Here is a 19,402-nt window from a genome sequence, read left to right as displayed (position 1 = left end):
GATTCCCGAACAGAATTGACGAGATGACCGCCCCAATCGCCATCATCATGGGCAGCCAGTCCGACTGGGAGACCATGCGCCACGCCGCCGAGACGCTGACGGCGCTCGGGATCGACTGCGAAAAGCGCATCGTCTCGGCCCATCGGACGCCGGACCGGCTATTTGCCTTCGCCAAGGGCGCCAAGGCGGCTGGCTTCAAGGTCATCATCGCCGGCGCAGGCGGCGCGGCGCATCTGCCGGGCATGGCGGCGGCGCTGACGGAACTGCCGGTGTTCGGCGTGCCCGTCGAATCCAAAGTGCTTTCGGGTGTCGATTCGCTGTACTCGATCGTGCAGATGCCGGCAGGCGTTCCCGTCGGGACGCTGGCGATCGGCAAGGCCGGCGCCATCAACGCTGCGCTGCTCGCGGCCAGCGTGCTCGCGCTGAATGATGTCGCGCTCGCCGGCCGGCTCGCCGCCTGGCGCCAGCAGCAAACGGATGCGGTCAAGGAGCGCCCAGAGTGACGGCTGAAGGCAAGGTGAAGCTGAAGCCGGGCGACACCATCGGAATTCTCGGCGGCGGACAATTGGGCCGGATGCTGGCCATGGCGGCGGCGCGCCTTGGCCTCAAGTGCCAGGTGTTTTCACCGGACCCGGACTCGCCCGCCTTCGACGTCGTGCTGAACGCGACCTGCGCCGAATATGCCGACGTCGAGGCGCTTGAGCTGTTCGCCAACGACGTCGACGTCATCACCTATGAATTCGAGAACGTGCCGGCTGCGACCGCCATGGTGCTGGCCGCACGCCGTCCCGTGTTGCCGGCGCAGACGATCCTCGAAACCACGCAGGACCGGCTGATCGAAAAAGATTTCGTCAAGCGCCTCGGCATCGGCACCGCCGATTACGCCGATGTGTCGTCGCCGGAAACGCTGCAGGCCGCCATTGCGCGCATCGGCCTTCCCGCCGTGATCAAGACCCGCCGCTTCGGCTATGACGGCAAGGGCCAGTCGATCATTCGCGAGGGCGACGATCCCGTGCGCATCTGGGAAGAGCTCGGCACCAAATCCGCGATCCTCGAAGCCTTCGTTCCGTTCGAGCGCGAGATATCCGTGATCGCCGCGCGCTCGGTGGACGGTCAAGTCGAATGCTACGACGTCACCGAAAACGAGCACCGCGATCACATCCTGAAATTCTCGCGCGTACCGGCTGCGATATCGGATGAGCTGGCTGCGGAGGCGCGCGCCGTCGCCGAGAAGATCGCAACCGCGCTCGACTATGTCGGTGTGCTCGCAGTCGAATTGTTCGTGGTCACCGAGAATGGCAAGCCGAAAGTGCTGGTCAACGAGATCGCGCCGCGGGTACATAATTCCGGGCACTGGACGCTGGACGGCGCCTCGATCTCGCAATTCGAGCAGCACATCCGCGCGATCGCCGGCTGGCCGCTCGGCAAGCCGGTTCGTCACGGCGAGATCACCATGACCAATTTGATCGGCGACGACATCTTGACCTACGAGCGATGGCTCGCGGTCCCCGGCGCCACGGTCCACCTCTATGGCAAGGGCGCGCCGCGGCCGGGCCGCAAGATGGGCCATGTCACCGAGGTGGTCCCGGCGCGCAGGAAATAACGCTTACCGGCTTTCGCCGATCAGGCTGTTTTCAAGCCTTCGACAACGCCGGCGGGCTCCTCACTGAGCCAGCGATAGATGACGCCGCCGAGCGCTCCGCCAATCAGCGGCGCCACCCAGAACAGCCAAAGCTGCACTATCGCCCAGCCGCCGACGAACAACGCGGGTCCAGTGCTGCGCGCCGGATTCACCGAGGTGTTGGTGACGGGAATGCTGACGAGATGGATCATCACCAGCGCCAACCCGATCGCCAGCGGCGCAAAACCCGCGGGCGCCTTGCCGTGGGTGGCGCCCATGATGATGAACAGGAACATCATGGTCATCACCACCTCGGTGATGAAGCAGGCCATCATGGTGTACTGGCCGGGCGAATGCGCATCATAGCCGTTAGCGGCGAACCCCTTGCCGAGATCGAACCCCGGCGCGCCGATTGCGATCACATAGAGCAACGCCGCAGCAACAATGGCGCCGACCACCTGCGCGATCACATAGGGGAGAATCTGCTGCGCCGGAAATCGTCCGCCCGCCGCGAGGCCGACCGTAACCGCGGGATTGAGGTGGCAGCCCGAGATGTGGCCGATGGCATAGGCCATGGTCACGACGCTCAGGCCGAATGCCAGAGACACTCCGACGAGCCCGATCCCGACCTGGGGGAAGCCGGCCGCAATGACTGCGCTGCCGCATCCCGCAAATGTGAGCCAAAACGTGCCGATTGCTTCAGCGGCATATTTCTTGGTGTTCATACGCGCCTCCCGCATGTTTTTGCGTTCCCGGATGCTAGGAGGACGCCGTGAAGGGTGCGTTATTTGAGGAATTCGGGGTTCGCAGCGGCCGAATCCCGCCGATTTTCGGGGCCTTTCCGGGCCAGAAACCGCCTTCTCAGGTGGACATCTGCGCTTTTGTCTGCTACATGCCCGCGCTCAGGGTTAAGGGCCAGGGCTTTCGCCGGCCCTTCGCTTTACCAGAATTCCGATCCGATCAATTGAAAGAGGATGCCGCGTGCAGGTTCTCGTTCGCGATAACAACGTCGATCAAGCCCTCAAGGCGCTGAAGAAGAAGATGCAGCGCGAGGGTATCTTCCGCGAGATGAAGCTCCGCGGCCACTACGAAAAACCGTCCGAGAAGAAGGCCCGTGAAAAGGCCGAAGCCGTGCGCCGCGCGCGCAAGCTGGCCCGCAAGAAGCTGCAGCGTGAAGGCCTGCTGCCGATGAAGCCGAAGCCGGTGTTCGGCGCCGGCCCAGGTGCGGACCGCGCCGGCGGCCGTGGTGGCCCGGGTGCCGGGCGTGGACCGCGCTGAGCGCGTCCTTCAGAGATTGAACTGAAACGCGGGCCCCGAGCCCGCGTTTTTGTTTTCGCGTTCCGTCCTCCGCAACAGCGGCTGCACGAAACATGTGGTGGGGCCATTTTGGCCGATGCATTTTGCGGCCCGTCACGCTACCTACGGCGCATTGAACGCGAGAGTAAGCCGCTGCATGGCCGTTACGGATTGCAATGCCCTTCACTGCGCTTCACGGTCCACGGCCATTCCCATCACGCTGCTCGCGATTGTTCTCACCATTCCCCTCGGTGGCTGTTCGTTTGATCTGGGATCATGGGGATCGGACAAGCCGCAGGCAATCGATCAGAAGCCGACAGGCACGATCAGCGGACAGAATGTCAGCGACGCCCAAGGCTACGCCGCGCGCGGCCAAGCCCTCGCCAAATCCGGCAAGACCGAGGAAGCGCTCGCGGACTTCGACCGCGCGCTCGCGCTCGATCCCTACAACGTGCAGGCCCTCTATGGCCGCGGCCTGATCTATCAGGCCGACAAACAGCATGAGCAGGCGATTGCAGACTTCACCGCCGCCAACGGCCTGACCCCGCAACGGGTCGAGCCGCTGCTGGCGCGTGCCAACAGCTATCTCGCCATCGACAAAGCAAAGGAAGCCGCTTCCGATCTCGACGAAGCAGTGCAGGCCGATCCGAGCAGCGCGCAAGCCTGGTCAGCCCGCGGTGTCACCTACGAACGGCTCGGCGACAAGGCCAAGGCGTTCACCTCGTACGGCCGTGCGCTGGCGCTACGGCCCAAGGATGAAGCTGCGCGAAGTGGCCTGGCGCGCACCGGCGGTTAGCCTTCTTCGGATTTGATTGGATCCGAATCTCGCCGCCGTCTGCTTGATGCGCTTTCGCGCGCCAAACAAAAAGCCCCCGGATCAAGTCCGAGGGCACGCTTCGCTCAAAGAGCCGTAGATTATTTCGGCAGCACCGCGTGGAAGATCGACTTGGCGGTCGACAGCGCGTCCTCGGCCGCCGCCGTGGCGCGTTCGCGCACGGAAGGTTCGGCCATTTCGGCACGCAGATCGAGCGGGCGCGAGGTCGGAATATCGGCGGGCGGGACCGGACGGTTCGGATCGTTGGCCTCTGCATAAGGCGGACGCGCCTGCGAGCGGGTCTGGCCAAACGGCTCGCCAGCCGGTGAACCCGAAATCATGATGGGCGGCGGCAGCGGACGAAGCGCCGGTGCATTCGTGGTGGTGGGCGCGTTCGCGACCTTCGGCGCTTCGGGTGCGCGGGCCGGTTCGGCAACGCGCGGCGAGGTCTCGCCGTTGGCGCGCAAGCGCTCGATCGCAGCGCGCGCCAGGTCGTTGGCGTCGCGACGTTCCTCCGGCGCAGCCGCAGTCTCGACCGGGACAGCCGGCGCGGGCGGTGCGGCCGGCGCAGCCGCCGCAACCGGAGCCGCCGGAGTATTGACGGGCTGGATGGGCGACGGCAGCACCACGCGAATCTTTTCCTTCTCGCGCGGCGCTGCGGCATGACGGCGGTCGACGTCGGCCGGGCTTTCGGCCGATTTCACCTCGGACTTGTTCGTATCGGGCTTGTTCGTGTCGGCCTTGTTCGCATCAGGCTTGGCGTCAGCTTTGATCTCAGCCTTCTCATCGGCCTTCTGGATCTTTTCGGCCACCGCCGACCGTTCGGCGGCGTTCTTTTCCATGATGGCCTTCTCGGAGATTCCCCTCGCCTTCACGCCGGCCGCCGGGAGATTGCTGACGTTGGCTGAGCTCTCGCCAGACTTGGCATCTGCCTTGTCTTCAGCGGCATTGGCTTCAGCCTTGCCGTCGCCCTTGGGGTTAGCCGCAGACACCGCGGCGGCGGCAGGGGCGTCCGCCGGCTTGGCCACGATGTAGTGATTGACGATGTACGCCCCGATGACGGTCGCAGCCACCGAGGGGAAGATGTCCACCGCAAATTTCTTGAGGTAATTCAGCATTTAGGGCACTCCCCACGGTCGTCCAAATGCCGGAACTTTGAGGCACATTGAGGGATCAACTGCGACGGATCGGTGGCAATTCAGCAGTTCCTGTGCAGACGCCGCGCTCTCGGCGTTGGACGACGGAAAATGCCCCGCGGTTCCCCACGCCATTGAAGGCAGCCCACCGCGCTCAGCAAGCTGGGAACCTGACATGAATGGTCAGGGCTTCAGCTCGACCTCCAGGAACACGATCTCGCTTGCCGTCTCGTTGAGCACATCATGCTGGACGCCGGCTTTCCGGAAATAGGATTTGCCGGCCGCGAGCTGCGATTTCGTCCGTTCGCCGTTCGGCGCGACGATGGTCATCTCGCCCGAGGTCACCGGCACGATCACGTAGTCCATCTCGTGGGTGTGGTAGCCGGTAGCGCTGCCCGGCGCCAACCGCCATTCGGTGACGCGGACTTCTGATGTATCGACCTGAACGTCGGATTTGGCGGCGAGCATGCGTTCACTCCAGTGGGATTACGGCACGAATACCATGAACAGGTACACGGCAAACACCAGCATGTGCACGAGCCCGAACAGGATGTTGGTGCGCCCGGTGCCGAAGGTGAGCATGCTGACAACGAAGGTCAGTACCAACAGCACCATCTCGGGCGCGTTGAGCCCGAGATGCAATTGCTTGTCGAGCGTGTAGGCGACCACCGCGACCGCCGGCACCGTCAGCCCGATCGTGGCGAGCGAAGAGCCAAGTGCGAGATTGATGCTCTTCTGCAGGTCGTTCCGGCGCGCCGCGCCGACAGCCGCAACGCTCTCCGGCATCAGGATCAACAGCGCCACCACCACGCCTGCGAAGGCCGGCGGCGCGCCGATCATGGCGGTTACCGCATCGACGGTCGCCGAAAATTTTTTCGCCAGCAGCACCACCGCCAGCAGCGACAGCAGCAGCAGCACGATGCTGACCACAAGCATCCGATTGGACAGCCGGGATTCGTCAAATGTCTTTCCATCGGCCCGGTTGATGAAATAGTCACGATGCCGGATGGTCTGGGTGTAGAGGAAGAAAGCGTAGAGCACGACGGTGATGACGCTGACGAAACCGAGCTGGGCCGCCGAATAGACCGGCCCGGGCGCCGTCAGCGTATAGTTCGGCATGATCAACGTGATGGTCGCCAGCACAAACAGGACGCTGAGATAAAGGTTCGAACCCGAGACCTGAACATCCTGCTCTCGGTAGCGGAAGCCGCCGATGAAGATGCAGAGGCCGACGAGGCCGTTGCACACGATCATCACCACCGCAAACACTGTGTCGCGCGCCAGTGCCGGCAGCGGCTTTTCGCCGGCCATGATGGTTGCGATCAGGGCGACCTCTATGATGGTGACCGCAAGCGTTAAAAGCAACGTGCCGTAGGGCTCGCCGATCCGCTCGGCGATCACCTCGGCGTGGTGCACGGCCGCAAACACGGTGCCGAACAGGATCGCCAGCAGCACCACGGCAAACACGCCCCCGCCGACCGACGGCGTAAAGCTGATCCCGAGGCCGGTAGCCGTGGCAAACAACAGCACCGCCAGCGCGGGGAATATCCACGCCGATTTCGGCATCGGTCCGTATGAGCTCATGCGGAAAAATCCTCGAAAGTTCGTGGACGGCCGAAGGCGCCCTCTGAGCGGCCATCACCCCCCTGCAAGGTTGATGAAATTTCGCGCGATTTCAATCGCGCCGAAATTGTCCAGATCGTTATGACCGCCCCTCGCTAGGCGGACGAACCGTTTCGGTTCGTTCGCCAGCGCAAACAGCCGTTCGCCAAAGGCGACGGGTATCGCGACATCAAGCGCGCCATGCATGACGAGCAGCGGAACCTTGATCCTCGCGATGCGCTTGTCCGAATGGAACTGATCCCGCATAAAAATGCGGACCGGCGCGAACCAGAACGCTGACGCGCCCACGTCCGCGAGGGAGGTATAGGCCGATTCCAGGATCAGTTTTCCGATAGGCTGTTCAGCCGCCAGCGCAACAGCGACACCGGTGCCGAGTGAAAATCCCCACGCAACGATCCTGTCCGCGCGGTAGCGCGCTGCCGTGAAAGCGTAGGCCGCTGCGGCATCCTGCAGCAATCCCTGCTCGCTCGGGTGCCCGCTCGAGCCGGCATAGCCGCGATACGAGAGTGCGACGATGCCCATCCCGTCGGCGATCAGGCCGCGAAAGCGGCCGAAGAAGCCGGCGAGATAATCGCCATTGCCGTGGAAATACAGGATGACCGGGCGGCCGGGTCTCGCCGGAACATGCCAGACGATGACCTTCTCGCCATCAGCCGTGTTGAGAACGTGCTCTTCAGCTTCCGGAAAGCCCATTGCTTGCGGCGGCGTACGCACGCTCGTCGGGGCAGGAAACAGGACGGCGCGCTGCGCGAAGAAAAGCGCGATGAGGCCCAAGACATAACCGGCTGAGACGGTGATCAGCAGCCATTTCAGCGCGGTCATGAATTTCCTGCGATCGCGTTACATCCCCTTGACGATATTCTCGGTCACCTTCTTGGCATCACCAAGGAGCATCATGGTGTTGTCGCGATAAAACAGCGGATTGTCGATGCCGGCATAACCCGAAGCCAGAGAGCGCTTGATGAACATCACGGTGCCGGCCTTCCAGACCTGCAGCACCGGCATGCCGTAGATCGGCGAGCTCTTGTCTTCCTCGGCGGCCGGGTTGGTCACGTCATTGGCGCCGATCACGAAAGCAATGTCGGCCTGCGCGAATTCGGAGTTGATGTCCTCGAGCTCGAACACCTCGTCATAGGGCACGTTGGCTTCCGCCAGCAGCACATTCATGTGACCTGGCATGCGGCCCGCCACCGGGTGAATCGCGTACTTCACCTCGACGCCTTCCTTCTTCAACAGGTCGGCCATTTCACGTAGCGCGTGCTGCGCCTGCGCCACGGCCATGCCATAGCCGGGGACGATGATAACCTTGGAGGCGTTCTTCATGATGAAGGCGGCGTCGTCGGCCGAGCCGAGCTTGGCCGGCTTCTGTTCGCCGGAGCCGCCGCCAGCCGCCGCGGTCTCGCCGCCGAAGCCGCCGAGAATGACCGAGATGAACGAGCGGTTCATCGCGTGGCACATGATGTAGGACAGGATCGCGCCCGAGGAGCCGACCAGCGCGCCGGTGATGATCAGCGCGGAGTTACCCAGCGTGAAACCGATGCCGGCCGCGGCCCAGCCGGAATAGGAGTTCAGCATCGAGATCACGACCGGCATGTCGGCGCCGCCGATCGGGATGATCATGAGCACACCGAGCACCAGCGCGATGATGGTGATCAGCCAGAAGTCGATCGCGCTGCCAGAGCGTACCAGACCGAAGATGAAGAACACTAGCGCAAGTCCGAGCGCGATGTTGATGGCGTGGCGGAATGGCAAAATGATCGGCGCACCGCTCATGCGAGCCGAAAGCTTGAGGAACGCGATCACCGAACCGGTGAAGGTCAGCGCGCCGATGGCGACGCCAAGCGACATTTCGACGAGGCTGGAGGCGTGAATGGCGCCGGGCTTGCCGATATCGAAGGCTTCCGGTGCGTAAAAGGCGCCCGCGGCGACCAGCACCGCGGCCATGCCGACCAGCGAGTGGAAGGCCGCGACAAGTTCCGGCATCGATGTCATTGGCACCCGCCGCGCGATGACAGCGCCGATGCCGCCGCCAATGGCGATGCCGAGCACAACCAATAGCCAGGCCACGCCGTCAGCCGGCGGATGGCTCGCGAGCGTCGTGCCGATTGCGATCGCCATGCCGATCATGCCGAACAGATTGCCCTGGCGTGATGTCGCGGGGCTGGATAGCCCGCGCAGCGACAGGATGAAGAGCACGCCCGCCACGAGATACAGCAGTGCAGCCAGATTGGCGTTCATCTCAGGTCCCCATTGTCTTCGTCACCCGCGAGGTGCACGCCATTTCACTTGGCCTTCTTCTTGTACATCGCCAGCATGCGCTGGGTGACAAGGAACCCGCCGAAGATATTCACACAGGCAAAGATCAGCGCGACGAAGCCGAACGCGCGTGCCCAGCCGCTGCCGCTCGAGATCATCGGCACGCCGACCGCGAGCAGCGCGCCGACCACGATTACCGAGGAGATCGCGTTGGTCACCGACATCAGCGGCGTGTGCAGCGCGGGCGTGACCGACCAGACCACGAAGTAGCCCACGAATACGGCGAGGACGAAGATCGACAGCCGGAATACGAAGGGATCGACGGCTTGAGCGATATGCTCCATGGCTTCTCTCCTTAGGCTTTCGGCTGGAAGTTCGGATGAATGACGGCGCCGTCTTTGGTCAGCGCCGTGGCTTTCACCAGTTCGTCGTCCCAATTGACCGCGAGCGCCTTGTTTGCCTTGTCGACCAGGGTCTCGATGAAGGAAAAAAGGTTGCGGGCATAGAGGCCGGATGCCGAGGCCGCCACGCGGCCGGCGACGTTGGTGTAGCCGACGATCTTGACGCCATCGACCTCGACGACTTCGCCCGCTTTCGCGCCCTCGACATTGCCGCCGCGCTCGATGGCGAGGTCGACCAGCACCGAGCCCGGCTTCATCGATTTTACCATCTCGGCGCTGACGAGCCTCGGCGCCGGGCGGCCCGGGATCAGCGCGGTGGTGATGACGATGTCCTGCTTCTTGACATGCTCGGCGGTGAGCGCGGCCTGCTTGGCCTGATACTCTTTCGACATTTCCTTGGCGTAGCCGCCGGCGGTCTGCGCGTTCTTGAATTCCTCATCCTCGACGGCGAGGAACTTGGCGCCGAGCGATTCGACCTGCTCCTTGGTGGCCGGGCGCACGTCGGTTGCGGTGACGACGGCGCCAAGTCGGCGCGCGGTCGCGATTGCTTGCAGGCCGGCGACGCCGACGCCCATCACGAATACCTTCGCCGCCGGCACGGTGCCGGCCGCGGTCATCATCATCGGGAAGGCGCGGCCGAAGGCTTCGGCCGCCTCGATCACCGCGCGATAGCCTGCGAGGTTCGCCTGGGAGGACAGCACGTCCATCACCTGCGCGCGGGTGATGCGCGGCATCAGTTCCATCGCAAATGCCGAGATACCGGCATCTGCCATCGTCTTCAGCGCCGCTTCATTGCCGTAGGGATCCATGATCGCGATCACCAGCGCGCCGCGCTTGTATTTGGCGAGTTCGCTGGCTTCGGGCCGCTTCACCTTGATGACGATGTCGGCGTCCTTCAAGGCGTCCGCGCTGACGGTGGCGCCGACCGCGGTGAATTCGGAATCCGGCAGGCCCGACTTGATGCCCGCGCCCGGCTCGATCGCGACTTCGGCGCCGAGCGCCTTGAACTTCTTCACGGTATCGGGGGAAGCGGCAACGCGCGGTTCGGACGGATCGATTTCCTTGGCAATCGCAATCTTCATGGAGCCTCCCCCGGCGCGGCGGGCGCGCGCGCAAGCAAACTAGCGTCTTTTTCGCTTAGTTGGATACCGGTTTCGCAACCGGCATGCGTGCAGAATTCTGGCCACCGCCGTTGCCGGCGGTGCAGCCAGAGATGCGTCAGGTCAGGAAATAGCCCATCAGGGCGACGATGATCACGACCGCGGCCGTGCCGTATTTGACGAGCATGATGAACCCTTCATAGGTCTGCTCGTGGGCTTCATAATCGTTGCCGTCGGCGGTCGTGTAGGCAACTTCGCTATGGTCTGCCATCGGTATCCCCAGTGAAAATCCGCGTTTCTCGCGTGCAATTACCGCAAAGCCCTTGGGAGGGCAACGGTCCCTTGCCTATCGGGTCATTCGGAAGGCCAATTATCCCGGATCCAGCAGGCAACGAAGCCGTTTCGGGGCCCGACTAACTCGGACGGAAGGCGAGCCGCTCCTAGGCCACCACGAAATCGAAACGCCCGGCGAGCCAGCCCGCGTTCTTGGCCGTGCGCACCAATAGCTCGCGGCGGAACAGGCCGTCGGTGCGATTGAGCGATTCGCCCGGAAAATAGAGCTGGGTGGTCAGCACGCGGCCGCCGCGCGGCTGCACCTTCACGTGGATATGGCGCGTGCGGCCGACATAGGCGCCGGGCACGATGCTGCGCAACCGGTAGCGCCCTTCCGCGTCGGAGAACTGATGGCCGCGCAGGCGGAAACCGGAATTGTCGTAGCGGCCCTGGTCGTCGGCCTGCCAGAAATCCAGCAAGGCTCCGGCGACCGGCTTGCAGGCGCGGGTCAGAACGAAGCCGGCCAGTTCGATCCGTTGTCCCGCCATGCCCTCTTCAATCAGTTCGATCCGCTCCGGCGAGGATGGCTTGAAGAACGGCCCTTCGGTCTGCGCCAAGGTGGCGGCGTCGCCGTCATGGCATGCGGGCGTAAGGGCCAGCGGGGCTTCGGCAATGCCAGCGTCGATGGTGAGCAGCGAACCGGCGGCGAAGACGCCCGCTCCAAGCACCGCGCGTCGTGTCGGGGTGTCAATCATGGGGCACTCCCCTCTTGTCACCACCACAATGTAGGGCGACGGCGGCGGAAATTGTATCCGCGCCCCATCACAAATCCGTTCCGCGGCCGAGCGATCAGCTCATCGCTTCGAGTTCGTCGATCAAACCCGAGATGACGGAGAGCCCGCCGTCCCAGAACTTGGGATCCTTGGCATCCAGCCCGAACGGCTTCAGCAGCTCGGAATAATGCTTGGTGCCACCGGCCGCGAGCATGGCGAGGTAGCGCTCGGCGAACCCCTCGGAAGCATTCTCATAGACCGCATAGAGCGAGTTCACCAGGCAGTCGCCGAACGCATAGGCATAGACGTAGAACGGCGAATGGATGAAATGCGGGATGTACATCCAGAAGTTCTCGTAGCCCGGACGGATGTCGATCGCCGATCCCAGGCTCTCGCTTTGCACGCTGAGCCAGATCTGGCCGATCCGCTCGGCGGTCAATTCGCCGTCCTTGCGCTCGGTGTGCACGGCGCGCTCGAATGAATAGAACGCGATCTGCCGCACCACGGTGTTGATCATGTCCTCGACCTTGCCGGCGAGCAGCGCCTGGCGCTGCTTGGCGTTCTTGGTCTGAGACAACAGCCGCTTGAACGTCAGCATCTCGCCGAACACGCTTGCCGTCTCGGCCAGCGTCAGCGGCGTCGGCGCCATCAACGCGCCGTTCTTGGCCGCAAGCACCTGGTGCACGCCATGGCCGAGCTCATGCGCAAGCGTCATCACGTCGCGAGGCTTGCCCTGGTAGTTCATGAGCACATAGGGATGCGCCGACGGCGTGGTCGGGTGCGAGAACGCACCCGGCGCCTTGCCGGGCCGCACCGGCGCGTCGATCCAGCGATCGGTGAAGAAGCGCTCCGCGATCGCGGCCATCTCGGTGGAAAATCCGCGATAGGCCGTCAGCACCATTTTCTGCGCTTCCGGCCAGGCGATGGTACCGGTCGCCGCAAAAGGCAGCGGCGCGTTGCGGTCCCAATGCGCGAGCTTCTTCTTTTTGAACCAGCCGGCCTTCAGTTTGTAGTAGCGATGCGACAGTAGCGGATAGGCTGCGCGAACCGAGCCGACCAGCGCATCGACCACCTCACGCTCGACGCGGTTGTTGAGATGGCGCGAATCCGCAACATCCTGGAAGCCGCGCCAGCGGTCGGAAATCTCCTTGTCCTTCGCAAGCGTGTTGGTGATGAGCGCAAACGTCCGCTCATTGTCCTTGAACGTCTTCGCCAGCGCCTGCGCGGCAGCCTTGCGCTTTGCCGGTGCACGGTCCTGCAACAGATTGAGTGTCGGTTCGATCGCGAGTTCCTTGCCGGCGACCTTGAAGCGTAGGCTGGAGATGGTCTGGTCGAACAACCGATTCCAGGCGGCATAACCGCTCTGCGACTTCTCGTGAAACAGCTGCTCGACGCGATCCTCGAGCTGATACGGCTTGTCCTTGCGCAGATCCTCGATCCAGGGTCGGTAATGCCCGAGCTCTGGCGTCTCCATCGCGCGCTCGATCACGGCATCGTCGATGCGGTTGAGTTCGAGCGCGAAGAACAGCAGGTGCAGTGAAGCTGCCGTTAGCCGCTCGGAGACATCACCATAAAACTTGGAGATCGCGGGATCGACGGTGTCGCCTGCATGAACGAGGCCGGCATAGGAGCCGAGTCGGCCGGCGAGATCGTCGATCGCCTCGTAGCGCCTGACGGCTTCGGCAAGCCAAACACCGCCATCGTCGCGAGCAACACCTTCCGCCAGCTTTCCTTTGTAGTCCGTCTCGAACACCACGCAATCGGCATCCATCTTCTGCAGGTCGCGCGCGATCTCGGGCGCATCGATCCCCGAATAAAGATCAGCAAGGTTCCATTCCGGCAGCTTGCCGGCCTTGGATCTGGCTGCGCTCGCCTTGCTGGCCGTGGCGGGCTTGCGGGACGTCTTGCCGGCCCGAGAGGTCGCAGATTTTGCGCTCATGACACTTTCAAAATCAGGAGGTGATCAGGAAATCGGCGGGAGATCAGGCGAAAGCCGCAAGCTGCGGGACTAGCTGGACGAACAGCTCTTCGCCTTCGACGAGCCACGGCTCGGCCCTTTCGTGGACTGCGCTGCGAGCCGCGCACCACAACGTGATCGCGCGGACCATGAGCCACGATGTCGACGGGACTGCGGCCCTGGCGTGCAACGCAACAAGATCGAGGTTTCGGTGCTCGAACAGCAGCCGGCCGAATCCGTCTTCCAGGATGTAGCGATCGCCGATTCGGGAAACGCACAATTCACAAGCTTGATCCGGCAGCGGACTCAGCAGATAAAATTGGACGTCGCCCTTTTCCGTCGTGCCGGTTTCCCATTCGCGTCCGGTCCCCGGTGCTGTCGCGACGCTCAGTGCCGCCAGGATAGTGCTCAGCTCCCTTTGGCTCCATTCGCCGGAGTTCTGTTTGCGCTCGAACGCAACGACGCTCATTTGCTCTCCGCTCCGAACAGCAGCCGGTGCAATTCCGGCTCGTAGTACATTAACAAATGCTTCGCGAAGGCTGCTTGTTCAATACCTAATTCGTTAGCCCATGCCCCCATGATTTCAGTTGGAACTCGGCTGAAGCCATTCTCGACCTGTGAAATGAAAGTGTAATACTTCAGGCCAAGACGTGCAGCGAGATCCGCCTGCGACAATTCGGCATCCGCCCGGCGCTGCTTGAGCCAGTCCCCCGCCAGCTTCCGCAATTGCTTGGCTTCCGGCGCAGCCTTGCCGGCAGACCGTTCAGCGAAACCGTCTTGATGTTTCACTCGTTTCATGATTACTAAACTAGTCAGATGGGATACCAGGATCGGTGAAGTTCCCTACCACAATCCCAGCTCGCGAATAAGCATCCGATGGCCTTCTTGGATCGCAGTCAGATTGTCCGAACGAACGACCGAGGACCTTCGGCTCGGGGCAAGGAGCTGTTTGCCGGCATCCTGATCGTGGCGCTGATCGCGACCGTCGGAATCCGGAACGTGGTGCCGGTAGATGCACTGGCGCCGGCGATCGTCACCCTGCTCTTTGCGGTTGCCGCGGTAGCGGCCGGTTTCGCGCTGCTCTGTCGGAGCGATCGTTTCCGTACCATGTGGTTCGACCTCGCTGGAGGCCTGACGTTCATCGGCGTCGTGCTCTCCGCTCTGATCGAGCCGGACCAGATGATCAGACTATTCAACCTCTCGCAGCAGCCAGAGTAACGAGAAGAAATCTGCGCAGTTTGACTGCGATGTTTTTTACGCGCGTCCAAGCCCGGGCCCCTCTGGCAGTTCAAGCGAACTGCGATGTCGGATTGGACCAATTCACGGAGTGGCCCGCATGCTGGAATTAATCACCTCACAACACCTGACGGCGCTTTTCCAGGTCATCATGATCGACCTGGTGCTCGCCGGCGATAATGCGATCGTCATCGGGCTTGCAGCCGCTGGACTACCCGAGGGTCAGCGCAAAAAAGCGATTCTGATCGGCATATTGGCCGCCACGGCGCTGCGCATCGGCTTCGCCTCCGTCACGGTTCAATTGCTGCAGATCATCGGACTGCTGCTCGCCGGCGGCGTTCTGCTGCTTTGGGTGTGCTGGAAGATGTGGCGCGAGCTGCGTACGTCACATGATGAACCGAAATTGCAGAGTCTCTCGGCCGCAAGCGCCGCCGATGCGTCAGCCACTACGGGTCCTCGAAAGACGCTTGGTCAGGCCGTGTGGCAGATTACGCTCGCAGACGTCTCGATGTCGCTGGACAACGTACTCGCCGTCGCGGGCGCGGCCCGCGAGCATCCGATGATTCTGGTCTTCGGCTTGGCACTCTCCATCGCGCTGATGGGCCTCGCCGCCAACTTCATCGCGCGCCTCCTGGAAAAGCAGCGCTGGATCGCCTATGTCGGCCTCGCCATCATCCTCTATGTGGCTCTCGACATGTGCTACCGCGGCGCTTTGGAGGTATGGCCACACCTCAACATCTAGCCGCTTCTCAACAACGCCGTTTTTCAACGATTAAGAGGTCCTTAATCGGCTTCGGCGAAAGTGCCCCGATTCGATACACTGCAGTAGCGTTCGGGGAGAGCCATGGCTGCCACCATTTTGATTGCCGACGACGACGCCGTGCAGCGCCGTTTGGTTGAAAACATGGTGCAGAAGTGCGGCTATGAGCCCCTCATCGTCGATAGCGGCGATGCGGCCGTGGCCTTGCTGACGGCGCCCGATGCGCAGGCGATTGATGCAGTCGTGCTCGACCTCGTGATGCCCGGCCTCGACGGGCTCGGCGTGCTCGCCAAAATGCGCGAAGCGGGCCTCGGCATCCCCGTAATCGTGCAGACCGCCCATGGCGGCATCGACAATGTCGTTTCGGCGATGCGCGCCGGCGCGCAGGATTTCGTGGTCAAGCCGGTCGGCTTCGAGCGGTTGCAGGTGTCGCTCCGCAACGCGCTCAATACCAGCGCGCTCAAGGGTGAATTGCAGCGCATCCGCCATAGCCGCGAAGGCCGCCTGACCTTCGCCGACATCATCACCCGCAGCGAGACCATGGCAGCCGTGCTGCGCACCGCGCAGAAGGCGGCCGCTTCCAGCATCCCGGTGCTGATCGAGGGCGAGTCCGGCGTCGGCAAAGAATTGTTCGCCCGCGCCATTCATGGTTCCAGTGACCGCAAGTCCAAGGCCTTCGTCGCGGTCAATTGCGGCGCCATCCCCGACAATCTCGTGGAGTCGATCCTGTTCGGTCACGAGAAAGGCGCCTTCACCGGCGCCACCGAGCGCCACATGGGCAAGTTCGTCGAAGCTTCCGGCGGCACGCTGTTTCTCGATGAGATCGGCGAGTTACCGCTGGCTGCGCAGGTAAAGCTATTGCGCGCGCTGCAGGAAGGCACCGTCGAAGCGGTCGGCGGCCGCAAGCCGGTGAAGGTCGACGTTCGCATCATTTCGGCGACCAACCGCAAGCTGCTCGACCTCGTGAAGAGCGGCGCATTCCGCGAGGACCTGTTCTACCGCCTTCATGTGTTGCCGCTGACGATCCCGCCCTTGCGGATGCGGCGCGAAGACATCCCGCATCTGTTGCGGCATTTCCTGGCGCGCTTTGCCGCCGAGGAAAACCGCACCATCACCGGAATCAGCGGAGAGGCCGTGGCCCATCTCGCGCAACTCGACTGGCCCGGCAATATCCGCCAGCTTGAGAACGCGGTGTATCGCGCTGTGGTGTTGAGCGAGAGCGACATGCTCGGCCTAACCGATTTTCCGCAGACGGCCGGCCAGGCCACACCGGACGGCCAACTCCCGCACAGCGAACCGCTGATCGTCGCGCCATCGGCGGCGCCATCCTTGGTTTCGGGTAGCGAAATACCGATTGCGCCGCTCGCCGGTGCCGGCAGCCTTTCCATGCTGACCGCCACCGGCGAGGTGCGGCCGCTCGAAGAAATGGAGAACGAGATCATTCGTTTCGCGATCTCGCATTACCGCGGGCAGATGTCGGAAGTCGCGCGCCGGCTCAAGATCGGTCGTTCCACGCTCTATCGCAAACTCGATGAAGCCGCGGCCAGTGATCCGGCCGAAGGCGGCGCGCGGGACGTTAGTTGAGCCGCGATGGAGCGCACGGCGCCTTGCGCGATTATGGCGTCCGCAAGGCAAAGATCATGGCAAACCAACGACATCCGTCGTTCGGAAGCTTTTGAACCGTGGCTTGGCGGTGACAGACAAAGGGCGGGGCGCGTGGCAAAAACGCTCGACCCGAGTTCAAATAGTCAAATAGGTAGTTTGAGGTCAGTTTGTCGTGAGTTGTCCCGCATGGCGCTGGCTGCATGAGAGGGGCATATGTATCGTCTGCGTTGAATCGTGGCGTGCAGGCGTACGACTGAACCGAAGCCAGCGCTTTCCCGCGCAAGCTATGATGAGCGATGTCAACTGTTCCATGCCGGGGCAGTTTCGCCCAAGGGGGTTTGATGATGCGTGACTGTTCGATCAATCGTGCAGGATTTGACCGCGTGCTGATGGCCGTCGCGGCAACCTTCCTCACGGTGTCTGCGACCTCAGCACTGGCGGGTCAGTCGACGACGCCACGCCCCAGCGCTGCCGAGCTCGCGATCGATGCAGCAATTCCCCGTCCCGAACCCGCCAACGTTCCGCCGCCGACGATCGGCGATTTCAAGATGGATTCCACCGCCTCAGTGCCTGATGCAACCAAGGCGATCGACAAGCCGGCCGAGCCGAGCGCGCCTGCCAAGGCCCCCGAGTCCAAACCGGCCGACGTTGCTACCGCGCCTGCAGCCAACGATCCGGCCATCTCCGCACCTCCGGCTGCGACAGCTGCCGCGCCCGCCGCCGAACCCGCCAAGGAGCCCGTGAAGGTCAGCACCGTCGCACCGGCAGACCAGCCGGTCGCGGACAGGCTGCGCGACATGCTCGGCACCAAGTCGCTGCGCTATTTCGACCGCAAGAACGAGCGCGCGGCCGTCGAAAAATTCTACGCGGCGCGCGACTACGCGCCGCAATGGACGCAGGCCGGCAAGTTGACCGACAGCGGCAAGGGCGTGATCGCCCGCCTGAAGGACGCCGCCGCCGAAGGCCTCAATCCGGCCGACTATCCGCTGCCGGATTTTGTTTCCGCCGCCGCTTCGCCCGATCAGCTCGCCGAAGCCGAGCTGAAGCTGACCGCAAGCATGCTCGACTATGCGCGACAGGCCCAGAGCGGTCGGATGCACTGGTCGCAGGTTTCGGCCGACATCCTCTATCCCGAGCACCCGACCGACCCGGCCGAAGTGCTCGCCAACATCTCCACTGCCAAGGATGCGTCCGCCGCACTCGACGGCTACAACCCGCCACACAAGCTCTACAAGGATCTGAAGGCCAAGCTCGCCGAGCTGCGCGGCCAGGGCGACGGACCGATGATCTATATCGCCGAAGGTCCGGCGCTGGCGTTCAAGGCCGCCACCAAGAAACAGGGCGAAGTGGCGCCGGAAGATCCGCGCGTGCCGCAACTGCGCGCCAAGCTCGGCGTCGCCGAGAACCCCGACAGCACCCACTACGACGCCAAGGTTGCCGCCGCTGTGCGCAAGTTCCAGGAAAGCGTCGATCTCAAGCCGACCGGCGTGCTCGACGATCGCACTGTCAAGGCTATTAACAGCCCGAAGCGCGACCGGCACATCGATACCATCCTCGTCAATATGGAGCGCCTGCGCTGGCTGCCGCGCCAGCTCGGCGCAGCCTCGCTCGGCAATGCCTATGTCATTCTCAACGTTCCTGACTTCACGCTCAAGGTGATGCAGAACGGCGCCCCGGTCTGGACGACGCGCGTGGTGACCGGAAAGCCAGGTAAGCACGCCACGCCGATGCTGACGGAGACGATGAAGTTCATCACCGTCAATCCGACCTGGAACGTACCGCCGTCGATCATCTACAACGAATACCTGCCGGCCCTGCAGCAGGATCCAACCGTGCTGGATCGCATGGGTCTGAGGCTCGAGCGCCGCCGCGACGGCAGCATCCACATCTCGCAGCCGCCCGGTGAAGCCAATGCGCTCGGGCGTATCCGCTTCAACTTCCCGAACAAGTTCCTGGTTTATCAGCACGACACCCCGGACAAACATCTGTTCGCCAAGGAAGAGCGTGCGTTCAGTCATGGCTGCATGCGGGTGCAGAACCCGGATGTGTACGCAGCAACGCTGCTCAACATCACCATGCCGAACGAGCGCTACACGCCGGAAAGAATTCGCAGCATGTACGGCCGCAGCGAGATCGACCTGAAATTCCCCACGCCGATCCCGGTCAACATCACCTATCAGACGGCGTTCGTGGATGACGCCGGCAAGCTGCAATTCCGCAAGGATATCTACGGCCGCGATGCTGCGATGATCGCGCTGCTCAAGAACAGCCGCAGCAAGGACCTGGAGGCGATGATCGCCCACGCACAGCCGAGCTATTCGCGGCCAAGGGACCCTCTGCCGGCTGGGGTCAGCTTTGCCAGCGACAACACCTTCTCGTCTGGTCCGTCGTTCTTTGAGCGCCTGTTCGGGGGTCCGTCGACCATGACGCCGCCGGCCCCGATCGGCCGTAGGCCGCAGCCGCGCTTCACCCGGTAATCCGGAGGATTACGGCCTAATGACCAGATTTCTCAATGAAATCAACAATCTCTCCCTCCCGGAGAGATTGTTTA

General features: G+C 63.0%; 21 protein-coding genes. 8 read left to right on the top strand and 13 right to left on the bottom strand.

Annotated features, from left to right (window positions below):
• Positions 1 to 23 precede the first annotated feature (23 nt).
• Complete coding sequence (purE, locus tag J6524_RS25220) at positions 24 to 503, top strand: 5-(carboxyamino)imidazole ribonucleotide mutase (RefSeq protein ID WP_225675570.1); 480 nt, start codon at positions 24 to 26, stop codon at positions 501 to 503.
• Positions 500 to 1,603 carry a 5-(carboxyamino)imidazole ribonucleotide synthase gene (locus J6524_RS25215; RefSeq protein WP_225675568.1) on the top strand — a complete coding sequence of 368 codons (1,104 nt, stop codon included), beginning with the start codon at positions 500 to 502 and terminating at the stop codon, positions 1,601 to 1,603. Before purE ends, J6524_RS25215 begins: the two co-directional genes overlap by 4 nt.
• Before the next feature lie 20 nt (positions 1,604 to 1,623).
• Here the strand turns inward: J6524_RS25215 and aqpZ are convergent, their stop codons facing one another.
• Positions 1,624 to 2,346, bottom strand: coding sequence for an aquaporin Z (gene aqpZ, locus J6524_RS25210; RefSeq protein WP_225675566.1), 723 nt, complete (start codon positions 2,344 to 2,346; stop codon positions 1,624 to 1,626).
• Between the two features lie 256 nt (positions 2,347 to 2,602).
• Here aqpZ and rpsU point away from each other — a divergent pair, with 256 nt between their 5' ends.
• Positions 2,603 to 2,899: a 30S ribosomal protein S21 gene (gene rpsU, locus J6524_RS25205; protein WP_225675564.1), complete on the top strand. Its 297-nt coding sequence runs from the start codon at positions 2,603 to 2,605 to the stop codon at positions 2,897 to 2,899.
• Positions 2,900 to 3,074: 175 nt separating this feature from the next.
• Complete coding sequence (locus tag J6524_RS25200; protein ID WP_225675563.1) at positions 3,075 to 3,713, top strand: tetratricopeptide repeat protein; 639 nt, start codon at positions 3,075 to 3,077, stop codon at positions 3,711 to 3,713.
• 119 nt (positions 3,714 to 3,832) lie between these two features.
• Here the strand turns inward: J6524_RS25200 and J6524_RS25195 are convergent, their stop codons facing one another.
• From J6524_RS25195 to J6524_RS25140, 12 genes are all read right to left on the bottom strand, one after another.
• The gene (locus J6524_RS25195) at positions 3,833 to 4,849 is read right to left on the bottom strand and encodes a hypothetical protein (protein WP_225675561.1); all 1,017 of its coding nucleotides are present in this window, start codon (positions 4,847 to 4,849) and stop codon (positions 3,833 to 3,835) included.
• A gap of 201 nt (positions 4,850 to 5,050) precedes the next feature.
• A complete protein-coding gene (locus J6524_RS25190; RefSeq protein WP_225675558.1) occupies positions 5,051 to 5,335 on the bottom strand; it encodes a cupin domain-containing protein in 285 nt (94 codons plus the stop codon).
• Positions 5,336 to 5,353: 18 nt separating this feature from the next.
• Positions 5,354 to 6,451, bottom strand: coding sequence for a calcium:cation antiporter (locus tag J6524_RS25185; RefSeq protein WP_225675556.1), 1,098 nt, complete (start codon positions 6,449 to 6,451; stop codon positions 5,354 to 5,356).
• 54 nt (positions 6,452 to 6,505) lie between these two features.
• Positions 6,506 to 7,312: an alpha/beta hydrolase gene (locus J6524_RS25180; protein WP_225675554.1), complete on the bottom strand. Its 807-nt coding sequence runs from the start codon at positions 7,310 to 7,312 to the stop codon at positions 6,506 to 6,508.
• Between the two features lie 18 nt (positions 7,313 to 7,330).
• Positions 7,331 to 8,728, bottom strand: a complete 1,398-nt coding sequence (locus J6524_RS25175; protein WP_225675552.1) for an NAD(P)(+) transhydrogenase (Re/Si-specific) subunit beta — start codon at positions 8,726 to 8,728, stop codon at positions 7,331 to 7,333.
• 44 nt (positions 8,729 to 8,772) lie between these two features.
• Positions 8,773 to 9,090 (bottom strand): proton-translocating transhydrogenase family protein, encoded by a 318-nt coding sequence (locus tag J6524_RS25170; protein WP_225675551.1) that lies wholly within the window; start codon positions 9,088 to 9,090, stop codon positions 8,773 to 8,775.
• Positions 9,091 to 9,101: 11 nt separating this feature from the next.
• The gene (locus J6524_RS25165) at positions 9,102 to 10,229 is read right to left on the bottom strand and encodes a Re/Si-specific NAD(P)(+) transhydrogenase subunit alpha (RefSeq protein ID WP_225675548.1); all 1,128 of its coding nucleotides are present in this window, start codon (positions 10,227 to 10,229) and stop codon (positions 9,102 to 9,104) included.
• Between the two features lie 136 nt (positions 10,230 to 10,365).
• Positions 10,366 to 10,518: an aa3-type cytochrome c oxidase subunit IV gene (locus J6524_RS25160; RefSeq protein WP_225675547.1), complete on the bottom strand. Its 153-nt coding sequence runs from the start codon at positions 10,516 to 10,518 to the stop codon at positions 10,366 to 10,368.
• 169 nt (positions 10,519 to 10,687) lie between these two features.
• Positions 10,688 to 11,275, bottom strand: coding sequence for a dioxygenase family protein (locus tag J6524_RS25155; RefSeq protein WP_225675545.1), 588 nt, complete (start codon positions 11,273 to 11,275; stop codon positions 10,688 to 10,690).
• A 94-nt stretch (positions 11,276 to 11,369) separates the two neighbouring features.
• On the bottom strand, positions 11,370 to 13,232 hold the full coding sequence (locus J6524_RS25150) for a M3 family oligoendopeptidase (RefSeq protein ID WP_225675542.1): 1,863 nt from the start codon (positions 13,230 to 13,232) through the stop codon (positions 11,370 to 11,372).
• A gap of 43 nt (positions 13,233 to 13,275) precedes the next feature.
• Complete coding sequence (locus J6524_RS25145) at positions 13,276 to 13,719, bottom strand: hypothetical protein (RefSeq protein WP_225675540.1); 444 nt, start codon at positions 13,717 to 13,719, stop codon at positions 13,276 to 13,278.
• Complete coding sequence (locus J6524_RS25140; RefSeq protein ID WP_225675538.1) at positions 13,716 to 14,048, bottom strand: helix-turn-helix domain-containing protein; 333 nt, start codon at positions 14,046 to 14,048, stop codon at positions 13,716 to 13,718. The genes J6524_RS25145 and J6524_RS25140 overlap by 4 nt, the downstream gene beginning before the upstream one ends.
• 78 nt (positions 14,049 to 14,126) lie before the next feature.
• Here J6524_RS25140 and J6524_RS25135 point away from each other — a divergent pair, with 78 nt between their 5' ends.
• The 4 genes from J6524_RS25135 (at position 14,127) to J6524_RS25120 (ending at position 19,328) form a co-directional block, all read left to right on the top strand.
• Complete coding sequence (locus tag J6524_RS25135) at positions 14,127 to 14,468, top strand: hypothetical protein (RefSeq protein WP_225675536.1); 342 nt, start codon at positions 14,127 to 14,129, stop codon at positions 14,466 to 14,468.
• Between the two features lie 118 nt (positions 14,469 to 14,586).
• Positions 14,587 to 15,228: a TerC family protein gene (locus J6524_RS25130; protein WP_225675534.1), complete on the top strand. Its 642-nt coding sequence runs from the start codon at positions 14,587 to 14,589 to the stop codon at positions 15,226 to 15,228.
• A 102-nt stretch (positions 15,229 to 15,330) separates the two neighbouring features.
• Positions 15,331 to 16,830, top strand: coding sequence for a sigma-54-dependent transcriptional regulator (locus J6524_RS25125; protein WP_225675532.1), 1,500 nt, complete (start codon positions 15,331 to 15,333; stop codon positions 16,828 to 16,830).
• A gap of 365 nt (positions 16,831 to 17,195) precedes the next feature.
• A complete protein-coding gene (locus J6524_RS25120) occupies positions 17,196 to 19,328 on the top strand; it encodes a L,D-transpeptidase scaffold domain-containing protein (protein WP_225675530.1) in 2,133 nt (710 codons plus the stop codon).
• The last annotated feature ends 74 nt before the right edge of the window (positions 19,329 to 19,402 follow it).

Origin of the sequence: Bradyrhizobium hereditatis (genome assembly GCF_020329435.1) — a bacterium.
Lineage (GTDB): Bacteria > Pseudomonadota > Alphaproteobacteria > Rhizobiales > Xanthobacteraceae > Bradyrhizobium > Bradyrhizobium hereditatis.
Note: the sequence above shows the minus strand (reverse complement) of the source record. Positions and strands in the feature narration are given on the sequence as shown.